The 11,947-nt window shown below is 70.2% G+C and carries 11 protein-coding genes; 8 read left to right on the top strand and 3 right to left on the bottom strand.

Annotated elements, in window-relative coordinates; all coding sequences use genetic code 11:
- The first annotated feature begins 15 nt into the window (after positions 1-15).
- Positions 16-429 (top strand): (deoxy)nucleoside triphosphate pyrophosphohydrolase, encoded by a 414-nt coding sequence (locus AC1DU4_RS11790; RefSeq protein ID WP_072847074.1) that lies wholly within the window; start codon positions 16-18, stop codon positions 427-429.
- Positions 430-682: 253 nt separating this feature from the next.
- Here the strand turns inward: AC1DU4_RS11790 and AC1DU4_RS11785 are convergent, their stop codons facing one another.
- Positions 683-859 (bottom strand): hypothetical protein, encoded by a 177-nt coding sequence (locus tag AC1DU4_RS11785; protein ID WP_181762813.1) that lies wholly within the window; start codon positions 857-859, stop codon positions 683-685.
- A gap of 153 nt (positions 860-1,012) precedes the next feature.
- Between AC1DU4_RS11785 and AC1DU4_RS11780 the strand changes: the two genes are divergently transcribed.
- The 7 genes from AC1DU4_RS11780 (at position 1,013) to AC1DU4_RS11750 (ending at position 8,232) form a co-directional block, all read left to right on the top strand.
- Positions 1,013-1,234 carry a helix-turn-helix transcriptional regulator gene (locus AC1DU4_RS11780; RefSeq protein ID WP_477839982.1) on the top strand — a complete coding sequence of 74 codons (222 nt, stop codon included), beginning with the start codon at positions 1,013-1,015 and terminating at the stop codon, positions 1,232-1,234.
- Positions 1,235-1,404: 170 nt separating this feature from the next.
- Positions 1,405-3,312: a translational GTPase TypA gene (gene typA / locus AC1DU4_RS11775; RefSeq protein WP_477839980.1), complete on the top strand. Its 1,908-nt coding sequence runs from the start codon at positions 1,405-1,407 to the stop codon at positions 3,310-3,312.
- A 51-nt stretch (positions 3,313-3,363) separates the two neighbouring features.
- Positions 3,364-5,193, top strand: coding sequence for an ABC transporter family substrate-binding protein (locus AC1DU4_RS11770; RefSeq protein WP_477839978.1), 1,830 nt, complete (start codon positions 3,364-3,366; stop codon positions 5,191-5,193).
- Positions 5,193-6,086: an N-acetyl-1-D-myo-inositol-2-amino-2-deoxy-alpha-D-glucopyranoside deacetylase gene (gene mshB / locus AC1DU4_RS11765; RefSeq protein WP_477839976.1), complete on the top strand. Its 894-nt coding sequence runs from the start codon at positions 5,193-5,195 to the stop codon at positions 6,084-6,086. The genes AC1DU4_RS11770 and mshB overlap by 1 nt, the downstream gene beginning before the upstream one ends.
- A gap of 101 nt (positions 6,087-6,187) precedes the next feature.
- On the top strand, positions 6,188-6,343 hold the full coding sequence (locus tag AC1DU4_RS11760) for a hypothetical protein (protein WP_477839973.1): 156 nt from the start codon (positions 6,188-6,190) through the stop codon (positions 6,341-6,343).
- A 22-nt stretch (positions 6,344-6,365) separates the two neighbouring features.
- Entirely contained in the window at positions 6,366-6,782 is a 417-nt protein-coding gene (locus tag AC1DU4_RS11755; RefSeq protein WP_477839972.1) for a hypothetical protein, read from the top strand.
- A 100-nt stretch (positions 6,783-6,882) separates the two neighbouring features.
- Positions 6,883-8,232, top strand: a complete 1,350-nt coding sequence (locus AC1DU4_RS11750) for a YncE family protein (RefSeq protein WP_477839970.1) — start codon at positions 6,883-6,885, stop codon at positions 8,230-8,232.
- Here the strand turns inward: AC1DU4_RS11750 and AC1DU4_RS11745 are convergent.
- Both AC1DU4_RS11745 and AC1DU4_RS11740 read right to left on the bottom strand, forming a co-directional pair.
- Entirely contained in the window at positions 8,229-8,918 is a 690-nt protein-coding gene (locus AC1DU4_RS11745) for a uracil-DNA glycosylase (RefSeq protein ID WP_477840079.1), read from the bottom strand. The genes AC1DU4_RS11750 and AC1DU4_RS11745 overlap by 4 nt on opposite strands.
- A 20-nt stretch (positions 8,919-8,938) precedes the next feature.
- Positions 8,939-11,938 (bottom strand): alpha-mannosidase, encoded by a 3,000-nt coding sequence (locus AC1DU4_RS11740; RefSeq protein ID WP_477839968.1) that lies wholly within the window; start codon positions 11,936-11,938, stop codon positions 8,939-8,941.
- Between the last annotated feature and the right edge of the window lie 9 nt (positions 11,939-11,947).

Here is an 11,947-nt window from a genome sequence, read left to right as displayed (position 1 = left end):
GACAATGATGGTCCCATGCAGAGCGACGAAGCGCGAGAAGTCGGGGCGGCGGCGATCGTCGCGGGCGGTCGGCTGTTGCTCGCGCAGCGTGTCGGCCCGCCCGAGCTGGCCGGGCTCTGGGAGCTGCCGGGAGGCAAGATCGAGCCCGGGGAGACGCCTGCCGAGGGGCTGCGCCGGGAGTTGGTCGAGGAACTCGGCGTGCTGACCGCGGTCGGCGGACGGGTCGGGGCGGACGTCCCGCTGCCGAACGGGATGGTGCTGCGGGCCTACCGGGTGACGCTGCTCGACGGTGAGCCGGCGGCACTCGAGCACTCGGCGGTGCGCTGGGTCGGACCGGCGGAACTCTCGGCCGCGGAACTGGTCCCGAACGACCGGGTCTGGTTGCCGGACCTGTTGACGCTGTTGCGGGTGGAGAGCGCCCGGCAGTAGCGGACCGTTCTCGGAGAATTCGAGATCGGCGACCTAGGTCATCGGTGGCGCCCGAATCGGGAAACCTGCGGCCCCAGCCGGTTTCGTCAGGGCTGCGAGTCGACGTCCAGTACGCCTTCCGGTCCCGGGGTCGACCACGTGCTCTACGGCCTGGTAGGAATCCGGCCGGCCTGCAAGTGGCTCGACGATCGGGTCGTCGGGAACCCGACTACACCCAAGTGCTGACCCGGCAGGGGTTCGGGGAGGCGTGCGCTCACGCGGCGCGCGCCTTCTTGAGCCCCTTCTTGAGGTCCTTGCCCTTGACGCCCTCGTTCTCGAGCTTCTTCATCCGCATGATGACGACGGGACACTTGAGGCACCGCTTCTTGCTGCGGCAGCACTTCTTCTTGGGCTTGAGTCCTGAGACCTTCTTCGCCTTGACCTTGCCCATGTGCGGCCCGGTCCTCCCGCTCGAACGTGAGACCCGGTCGTCCGGGACACCCTCCACGTTAGCGGACCCTCAGTAGTGAGCTCGGGAGCGAGGAGTTCGGACTGACCGGCGGCGCCGGCCGTGCGCCCCCGGGGAGCGGGACGTGGTGGGCAGGTGTTCCAGGGCGGGTCGACGGCCGGGATCGGCAAGACGCTGCACCTGTCGCCGTACACCGTCCAGGACCGCCTCGAGGCGGTCGTCGTCAAGGCCGGCGTCTCGGGCCGGCGGGAGTTGGTGTCGAGGGTGTTCATGGACCACTCCGCACCCCGGCTGGGGGTGCCGTGGGGCCGTCCGGCTGGTTCTCGGAAGCGGCCGCGGATTAGCAGATTCGGGTGATCTACGCTGCACTTTTCGGAGGAATTGGTTCTGGCAGGTAGTATCTAGCTGGCCGCAATGCCTGCACAGGACGTTTCTGTGCCTGTTGAATTCGCATTCGCGACGCGGCCGCCCGAGCCGTGCGAGCCTAAGTTTCGCGTGGCGGAATCAGCCAGCCAGGAGACCGCAGCGTGCCTAGCACCACCTTCCGCAATGTTGCCATCGTCGCACACGTCGACCATGGCAAGACCACCCTCGTCGACGCCATGCTCCGCCAGTCGGGAGCGTTCGCCGAACGTGCCGAACTGGTCGACCGCGTGATGGACTCCGGTGATCTCGAACGCGAGAAGGGCATCACCATTCTCGCCAAGAACACGGCGGTGCACCGGCACAACGAGGACGGGTCCGTCACCGTCATCAACGTGATCGACACCCCCGGCCACGCCGACTTCGGTGGCGAGGTCGAGCGCGGCCTGTCCATGGTCGACGGTGTCGTTCTGCTCGTCGACGCCTCCGAGGGCCCGCTTCCGCAGACCCGCTTCGTGCTGCGCAAGGCGCTCGCCGCGTCGCTGCCGGTGATCCTGGTGGTCAACAAGACCGACCGCCCCGACGCCCGCATCGAAGAGGTCGTCACCGAGGCGCAGGACCTGCTCCTCGACCTGGCGTCGGACCTGTCCGACGAGGCCGCCGAGGCAGCCGAGCTGGCCCTGGGCCTGCCGGTGCTCTACGCGTCCGGCCGTGAGGGCAAGGCGTCCATCGAGCAGCCCGCGAACGGCACCGCGCCCGACGCCGAGAACCTCGACGCCCTGTTCAAGGTCCTGATGGAGCACGTGCCGGCGCCGAAGGGCGACGCCGCGGCGCCGCTGCAGGCCCACGTCACCAACCTCGACGCCTCGGCGTTCCTCGGCCGCCTTGCGCTGGTCCGCATCCACAACGGCGAGCTCCGTAAGGGCCAGACCGTGTCGTGGATGCGCGAGGTCGACGGCGAGCCGGTCGTCACCAAGGCCAAGATCACCGAGCTGCTGTCCACCGTCGGCGTCGAGCGCCAGCCGGCCGAGGTTGCCGTCGCCGGCGACATCGCGGCCGTCGCAGGGTTCGCGGACATCATGATCGGCGACACCCTCGCCGACCTGGAGAACCCCGTCGCGCTGCCGCGCATCACGGTCGACCAGCCCGCCATCTCCGTCACCATCGGCACCAACACCTCGCCGCTGGTCGGCCGCGTGAAGGGCCACAAGCTCACCGCCCGCATGGTCAAGTCGCGGCTCGACCAGGAGCTGGTCGGCAACGTCTCGCTCAAGGTTCTCGACATCGGCCGCCCGGACGCCTGGGAGGTCCAGGGCCGTGGTGAGCTGGCGCTCGCCATCCTGGTCGAGCAGATGCGTCGCGAGGGCTTCGAGCTCACCGTCGGCAAGCCGCAGGTGGTCACCCAGCTCGTCGACGGCAAGGTGCACGAGCCCTTCGAGGAGCTCACCATCGACACCCCCGACGAGTACCTCGGCGCCATCACGCAGCTGCTGGCGAACCGCAAGGGCAAGATGGTCCAGATGGCCAACCACGGTGCCGGCTGGGTCCGTATGGAGTTCATCGTCCCGTCGCGCGGCCTGATCGGTTTCCGCACCGACTTCCTCACCGAGACCCGCGGCACCGGCATCGCCAACGCCGTCTTCCACGGCTACGCGCCGTGGGCCGGCGAGATCCGCGCCCGCCACACCGGCTCGCTCGTCTCCGACCGCACCGGCACGGTCACCCCGTTCGCGATGATCCAGCTGGCCGACCGCGGCACGTTCTTCGTCGAGCCGGGTGCGGACACCTACGAGGGCATGGTCGTGGGCATCAACCCGCGCGCCGAGGACCTCGACATCAACGTCACCCGTGAGAAGAAGCTGACAAACATGCGTCAGTCCTCCGCCGACGTGATGGAGACCCTGGCGAAGCCGATCGAGCTGAGCCTCGAGGGCGCGATGGAGTTCTGTGCCGCCGACGAGTGCGTCGAGGTCACCCCCGAGGTGGTCCGCGTCCGCAAGCTGCACCTGTCGCAGACCGACCGCGCGCGTGAGCGTTCGCGTGCGAAGTCGCGTGACAAGGCCGCGCTGTAAAGTCTGCGCTTCGCGCACGGTCGGTTCAGCCGCAAACGAAGGGACGGTCGAGTGCACCGAGCAGGACGACGCGGCGCACGGCTCCGCTCCGGCGCAACCTGGTCGCTCCGCCGTGACCGGCGGATCCTGCCGATTGCCGGTGCCCTGGTCGCCGGTCTGACCCTGGTCGGCTGCACCGCGAATCCGCCGCCACCGGTGGAGAGCACCGGCAGCCCCAAGCCGACCACCACCGTCACCACCAAGAACACCGTCGTGGTGGCGATCGACGACGTGGGACTCGGCTTCAACCCGCACCTGCTCTCCGACCAGTCGCCGGTGACCTCCGCGGTGACCTCGATGGTGCTGCCGAGCCCGTTCCGCCCGGTGCCCACCCCCGGACATCCCGGTGGCACCGACTGGGTTCCCGACCAGTCCCTGCTGATCTCCGCGGACGTCACCGCGCAGCAGCCGTTCACCGTCACCTACCGGCTCCGCAACGAGGCCCAGTGGTCCGACAGCGCGCCCATCGCGGCCGAGGACTTCCGGTACCTGTGGCAGCAGATGACCAGCCAGCCCGGGGTTGTCGACCCGGCCGGATACGCCCTGATCGACGACATCGGTTCGTCGGAGGGCGGCAAGACCGTCACCGTCACCATGCGTTCGCCCTACCCGGCGTGGCGCGAACTGTTCACCGACCTGCTGCCGTCGCACCTGGTGAAGGACACCCCGGGTGGGTTCGCCCGCGGCCTGGCGGAGAACATCCCCGTCTCCGGCGGGTCCTTCCACATCAAGTCCATCGATCGCGGCCGCGACGAGATCCTGCTCGAGCGCAACGACAGGTTCTGGGGGCAGCCGGCAGTCGCCGACCGGATCCTGATGCGCCGCGGCGGTTCGAATTCGCAACTGGCCGACTCGATGCGGTCCGGCGACGCCCAGGTGGCCGAGGTTCGGGGCGCGGCGCCCCTGCAGTCCCAGCTGGCCGCGATCCCGAAGGTCCGTGCCGCCACCACCTTCCAGCCGCGGGTCCTCGAACTGACCCTCAACGGCCGGGTACCGGCGCTGGCGGACCCGCGCGTCCGCAGCGGCCTGCTCGGCCTGCTCGACCCCGAGCTGCTGGCCCGCGTCGGCACTCCCGACGGGGCGGACGCCACGGTGGTCCGTGCCCAGGTGCTGGCGCCGTCCGACCCGGGCTACGCGCCGACCGCGCCGCCGCGCAGGACGCCCGAGCAGTCGCTGGCCCTGCTCGCCGAGGCCGGCTACCTGTACGAGCCCGCTGTCCCGGCCGTCGACGACCCGGCGCAGCGCACCCTGGGTCGGATGATGAAGGACGGCAAGCAGTTCGGGATCGTCATCGGTGCGCCGGAGAACGACGACAGTGCCATCGCGGTCGCGAACACCGCCGCCGACCAGCTCCGTGGCGCGGGGGTCGAGGTGACGGTGAATACGCTGCGGGCCGACGAGCTGTACGGCCGCGCGGTGCTGAGCGGACAGGTCGACGCGATCGTCGGCTGGGTTCGCGCCGGATCGGACCCGGCGACGTCGCTGGCCTCGCGGTTCAGCTGCCCGCCGCCCGGGGTGCCTACCACGGTGTCGCCCGACGGCGACGAAACGCCCACCGGCACAGACGAGTCCACGCCGGGGGAGGGGCCGAGCAACCTGTCCGGGCTGTGTGACCCGGCGCTACAGGTCGGCATCGACGACGCGCTGCGCGGCACCGCGGACGTCGCCCACGTGATCGCCCAGGCCGAGCCCCGGCTGTGGGACCTCGCCGCGGTGCTGCCGGTGCTGCAGGACACCACCGTGGTCGCCGCCGGCCCGGACGTGGAGGGCGTGTCCCTGGTCGGTCCGATCCAGGTCGGCATCTTCGCCGACTCAGCCCACTGGTCGAGGAAGCAGAAGTGATGGCGCGCAACGAAAATGCCCGACGGCTGCTGCTGGTGCACGCGCACCCGGACGACGAGACCATCACCACCGGCGGCACCATCGCACGCTACGCCGCCGAGGGTGCCGAGGTGACCGTGCTGACCTGCACCCTCGGCGAAGAGGGCGAGGTGATCGGCGACGAGTGGGCGGAGTTGGTGGCCCACCGCGCCGACCAGCTCGGCGGCTACCGGATCCACGAACTCACCGCCGCGCTGGCCGAGCTCGGGGCCGCGGGTCCGCGCTTCCTCGGGGGAGCCGGGCGCTGGCGTGACTCCGGCATGGCGGGCACGCCGTCCGCGGAGAACCCCCGGGCGTTCGTCAACGCCGACCGCGACGAGGTGGTCGCCGCACTGGTGTCGGCGATCCGGGAGCTACGGCCCCAGGTGGTGGTCTGCTACGACCCGAACGGCGGGTACGGGCACCCCGACCACATCCAGGCGCACCGGCTGGTCACCGCCGCCGTCGAGGCCGCGGGCACCGGCGCCCACCCGGACGCGGGCACACCCTGGGAGGTGGCGAAGCTGTACTGGACCGTCACCGAGCACGCCGCGCTCGAGAACGGGATCTGCGCCATCGGGGAGCTGCCGCAGACCTGGCGCCTGCCTGAGCCCGGGGAGCGGGCCTGTGTCGCCGACGAGACGGTGACCACCGCGGTGGACGTGACGGGGGTACTGGCCGCCAAGCGGGCCGCGCTGGCCGCCCACGCCACCCAGGTCTCCGTCTCCGACCTCGGCCCCGAATACGCGCTGTCGAACAACATCGCGCTGCCGATCCTCGGCGAGGAACACTTCACCCTGGCCCGGGGTGAGCTCGGCCCGGTCGGCGCGGACGGCCGCGAACACGACCTGTTCGCCGGCGTCCCGGTCGGCTGACCCCGCACGGCCGTCGGGGTGGCGACAGCGCGCCCCCGGCGGCATAGGGTGTGCGGTACGTCACATGGGTGGCGGTGTGGCAGCCAGGGAGGAACCCGACAGTGAACTGGGACGTGCAGAACTCGATCGTGGCGTTCGTCGACTCCCTCCGGCCGAATGCGCAGCTCTACCACGACATGTACATGAACGGGCTGTACTCGTTCGTCGACATGCAGAGCCACCTGCTCACCATGCTCGGCTACCCGCCGGTCGACTGACCACGCCGCCTACGATCGTCGTATGACGGCCAGCGTTCGACCAGCCCACACCGCGCCCGGAATCCTCGACTCCGCGATCCTCGCGCTGCTGGTGTTCGACGGCATCCTCACCGCCGTGCTCGCCGTCCTGTTCCTGCCCGTCCGGCTCGGTACCGTGCCGTTCCCGGTCAGCGTGTTGGTCGCCGGGGTGGTCAATGTGCTGCTGGTGCTGGGTGCGCGGACCGTCACCGACCGGACGTCGCGGATGGCGCTGCCGGTGATCGGCTGGTTCGTGGGGATCGTGCTGTGCATGTCCGGGCCCGGCGGGGACGGACTGCTGCTCGCGGACTGGCGCACCCTGCTGCTGCTGGTCTGCGGGCTGGTGCCCGCCGGGTTGCTGCTGCTGAAGTTCGCCTCGGACGCGGCGGTCGCGCGCGGTACATCGGCCCGCCCGAGCTAGAACGTACCTCCGGGGTTCGATTCGCCGATTGCCGCTGGTTGCGGACGGACGGCTGCTAGCGTCCGGTCGACCGAGGCAGCGCGACGACTGGAGCAGACACGTGATCGAGGCATCGAGCAGGATGACCCGCGGCCGCCGGAAGGGCTGGGCCACGGCCGCAACGGTCACCGCCGTCGCCGCCACCTTCGTGGTCGGCACCGGCGCGGGACCCGCCGTCGCGCAGCCCACGGCCGGACTCGCCGAGGTGCTCTTCGTCGGCAACAACTGGGACGGCACCGCGGATGTCATCGAGTCGACCGGAGGCTACGCCAAGGTCGGGCGGGTGAACGTCATCCCGGACAAGCAGGAGCGACTCGGGGAGATCTACCTCGACCCGGTCAAGCTGGCCTTCTTCCTCGGGGTGCGACTGACCGCCGGCGAGGGCCACGACCAGTTCGTCGACGACATGTACACCACCCCGGACGGGTCCGCGGTGGTGGCGTCCCGGCCAAGTTTCGCCGACGTGGTCTCGATCGACCTGGCCAGCGGAAAGATCAACTGGCGCTTCCCGGTGTCCGGATTCCGCGCGGACCACATGGCGGTCTCGCCGGACGGCAGCCGGGTCGCCGTCTCCGCGTCCACCAGCAACACGGTGCATGTGCTCGACATTCGCACCGGTGCACAGGTCGGGTCGTTCAAGACCGGGGACAAGCCGCACGAGAATGTCTTCACCGACGGCGGCCGCTACCTGTGGAACATGTCCATCGGCGAGGTGAACACCGGGACGGACGACCCGTCGCAGGACTCGAYGAAGGGCGACCGCAGGATCACCGTGGTCGATGCCCAGACCTTCCAGACGGTCAGGGTGATCGACATGCGCGATCGACTGGACGCCTTTGGCCGCCAAGATCTCTCGGACTCGGTGCGGCCCGTGGCATTCAGCCCGGACGAGAGCAAGCTGTACTTCCAGGTGTCCTTCTTCAACGGCTTCGTCGAGTACGACGTTGCGACCGACAAGATCACCCGGGTCAAGGAACTTCCGAAGAACCCGGACACCAATCCGGACCGGACCACCTGGGTCAACGACTCACGCCACCACGGCATGTCCATCAGTCCCGACGGCGGCAAGCTGTGCATCGCCGGGACGATGGACGACTACGTGACCATCGTCGACACGGTCACCCTGCAGGAGTCCCCGACCGTTCCGGCGGCAAAGCCCTACTGGGCCACGGTCAACGGAGACGGAACGCACTGCGTCATCTCCGAGAGCGCCAGCGATTCGGTCAGCGCGATCGACTTCGCGACCGGGCAGAAGGTGGCGACCGTGGCCGTGGGCGACCACCCGCAGCGGGTGCGCATCGGGCACGTCCCCGCCGGTTGGGCCGGTACCCCCGACGTCGGGGGTACCGGGAGCCTCGGGACCGGGAGCCTCGACACCGGGAGCCTCGACGCCGGGAGTGCCGGGTCCTAGAGCAGTCGGGCGGTGCGTCCGGCGTCGGTGAGCACCGCCTCGAGCATGGCGGGGGTGAGCCGTCCGGTGAAGGTGTTCTGCTGGCTGACGTGGTAGCAGCCGAACACGTGCAGCGGTTCTCGCCCGGGTGTGTCCGGTTCGAGCCTCACGTGCGCCCCGTGCCCGAACTTCGGTCTCGGGACGGGCACCGCCCAGCCGGCTTCCCGCAGCGTGGGAAGCAGTGTCTGCCAACCGAAACCGCCCAACACCAGCACCGCTCGCAGCGTCGGCGTCAGCAGTCGCAGTTCCTCGTCGAGCCAGCGGCGGCAGGTGTCCCGTTCGAGGGTGGTCGGCTTGTTGGCGGGCGGCGCGCAGTGCACCGGTGCGGTGATCCGGGTGCCGCGCAGCGTCAGGCCGTCCCCGATGTGGGTGGCGGTCGGCTGGCTGGCCAGGCCCACGGCATGCATCGCCGCGTACAGCACCTCGCCGCTGCGGTCGCCGGTGAACATCCGTCCGGTGCGGTTGGCGCCGTGCGCGGCCGGTGCCAGCCCGACGACCAGCAGTGCGGCATCCGTCGGTCCGAAGCCGGGAACCGGTCGTCCCCAGTAGGTCTCGTCGCGGAACGCGGCCCGCTTCTCGCGCGCCACCCGCTCGCGCCAGGCCACCAGGCGGGGGCAGAGCCGGCAGTCGATCAGCGCGGCGTCCATCTCGTCGAGCGTCGGGAACGTCACCGCTGCACCCGCAGGGTCACCAATTGGAACGGGCGCAGCGTCAACACCGGGGAACCGTGGTCGGCCGTGCAGTCGGGTGGCGGGTCCAGCGGCCGTTCGAGCAGGTCGACGAACCGGGTGCCGGTGTGTGGGAAGTCCAGCGGCACCCGTGCGACGGACCGTGCGCCGGTCGACTCGTAGAGTCGCACGACCACGTCGCCGCTGCGGTCCTCGGCGAGCTTGACCGACTCGACCACCACGGCCGGGTTCGACACCCGAACGAGCGGTGCTACTGCATTGGCGCCCTTGACGGTTCGGGACGGCAGGTTGACACGGTAGCCCTCCGTGACGGCGTCGCCGATCGATGCGCCCGGCAGCACGGAGACCGTCATGGCATGCCGGCCCTGGTCCGCCTGCGGGTCCGGGTACAGCGGTGCGCGCAGCAGGGACAGGCGCACCGTGGTGGTGGTGCCGCCGCCGTCGCGGGTGCTGCGGCCGACGTCGTGTCCGTAGGTGGCGTCGTTCGCCACCGCCACGCCGTACCCGGGTTCTCCGACATGCACCCACCGGTGCGCGCAGATCTCGAACTTCGCGCGATCCCACGAGGTATTCGAGTGGGTGGGCCGGAATACGTGCCCGAACTGGGTCTCGGCGGCGCTCCGGTCGGCGTGCACATCGAATGGGAAGGCCAGTTTGAGCAGCTTCTGCCTCTCGTGCCAGTCGATCTCGTGGGCGATCTCGAGGGACCGGCCGCCCGGCGGGACCGTGAGCCGCTGCACCACGCTGGAACCGCCGAAATGGCGTCGGACCACCACGGCGTCGCCGTCGATGGTCACCTCGTCGGCGTCCGTCAGGTCGGTGACCGTTCGACGGTAGAACTCGTCGATGTCCCAGGCGTCCCACTGGTTCGGGGTGTCCCGGTGCAGTTGCAGCAGGTTGCCGACACCGTCAGGCGCCAGTGCCTCGCGGCCGGTGCCGGCGTCGACCAGGGAGGTGAGCAGCCCGGCGTCCGAGATCACCGCGCGAAGCAGCCCGTTGTCGAGGACGAAACTGTCGCCGAGCCGGGTGACTCGGGTCGGCTCGGCGGAGTCGTCGGGTTCGCCGATGCCGAGAGCCGGCACACCGGACCGGGTGTCCGGCGTCGCGTTCAGCGTCAGGGATACCTCGCCTGGGCCGGTGAGGGAGGCCGTCGCGGTGCCGATCACGGCTTCGAGCCGGGCGGCCACGGCCGCGTAGTTGCGTTCGGCGTCGCGGTGAACCCAGGCGATGGAGCTGCCCGGCAGGATGTCGTGGAACTGCTGGAGCAGCACCAGCCGCCAGATCTGCTCGAGCTCGCCGTACGGGTACCGAGCGCCGGACCGGACGGTGGCGGTCGCCGCCCAAAGTTCCGCCTCGCGCAGCAGGTGCTCGCTTCTCCTGTTGCCGCGCTTGGTCTTTGCCTGCGAGGTGTAGGTTCCCCGGTGCAGTTCCAAGTACAGCTCCCCGGACCACACCGGCGGCGCCGGGTACTCGGCCTCGGCACGGCGGAAGAAGTTGACGGGGGAGTCGATCGTCACCGTGGGCGAGCCCTCCAACGAGCGGGTGCGCGCCGCAGCGGCAAGCATCTCGCGGGTCGGCCCGCCGCCACCGTCGCCCCAGCCGAACGGCACCAGTGACACGGTGCCCACGCCCTGTTCGCGGTAGTTGCGTTGCGCGTGACCGAGATCGTGACCGGAGAGATCCGAGTTGTACTTGTCCACGGGTGGGAAGTGGGTGAACACCCGGGTGCCGTCGATGCCCTCCCAGCGAAAGGTGTGGTGCGGCATCCTGTTGCTCTGGTTCCAGGAGATCTTCTGGGTGAGGAAGTATCGCGACCCGGATGCGACCACCAACTGCGGCAGCGCCGCCGAGTAGCCGAACGAGTCCGGCAGCCACACCTCCGGGGTGTCGACCCCGAACTCGTCGAGGAAGAAGCGCTTGCCCGCCACGAACTGCCGCGCCATCGCCTCCCCTCCCGGCATGTTGGTGTCGGCCTCGACCCACATGCCGCCGACGGGCACGAACTGGCCGGCAGCCACCTTTTCGCGGATCCGCTCGAACAGTTCGGGGTATCCCTCCTTGACCCAGGCCAGCTGCTGCGCGGACGAACACGCGAACCGGAATCCCGGGTGGTCGTCCATCAGCGCCACCACGTTGGCGAAGGTGCGCGCGCACTTGCGGACGGTTTCGCGAACCGGCCACAGCCAGGCCGAGTCGATGTGCGCGTGTCCCACCGCGACCAGGTTGTGTGCGCTGGCGTACGCGGGCCGGGACAGGACGTCCCGCAACAGGTCCCGGCCGGCGGCCGCGGTGCCGGGGAGGTCGTCGGGGTCGACGCCGTCGAGCATCCGCTCGAGTGCACGCAGGATCTCGTGCCGGCGCGGCAGGTCGAACGGCAGTGCGTGCATCAGGCCTTCGAGTACCGCGACGTCCTGCGTCAGCTCCCACACGGTGATGTCGCGCAACGCCAGGGCCACCCGACGCAGCCGGTACACCGGGTCCTGCCCGGCAGTGTCGGGGTCGCCCTGCGCGGTGGGCTGGAACCCGGAACTGTTGGCCACGTCCGGGTTCGCTGCGAGTTCGAGGTAGACGTCGAGCGGGGCGTGCGGGTCCAGCGGGAGGTAGGCGTTCATCGGAGAGATCGCCTTGACCACAGTGCCGTCGGGGCGGTAGGCGAGGGCCTCGGCGTTGAACCCCGGGCCGCCGGTGAAGCCGGGGTCGACCACGAGTTCCACTGCAAGGCCCGGGCGGTCGAGCCAGTGCGGCGGGACGGCCCCGGTGACGTGCAGCCACACCGTGCCCCACGGACGGCCCCACCATGCCCCGACCTCGACGGGCGTGAACTCCTGCGTCACCGCCTCGGCGAACGGCACCGGCTCGCCGGGCACCGTCCAGGCCGTGAGCGTCGCGGGCACGGAATCTCGGTACAGCGCGGGCCCGAGTCTCTGGTCCACGAACCGGCGCAGGCGGTCCTCCACGATCTGCCGGTCGTCGTGCATCGCGGCCCT

Source organism: Rhodococcus sp. P4_F5 (assembly GCF_056401315.1).
This window is presented reverse-complemented; position numbering and strand designations above follow the sequence as displayed.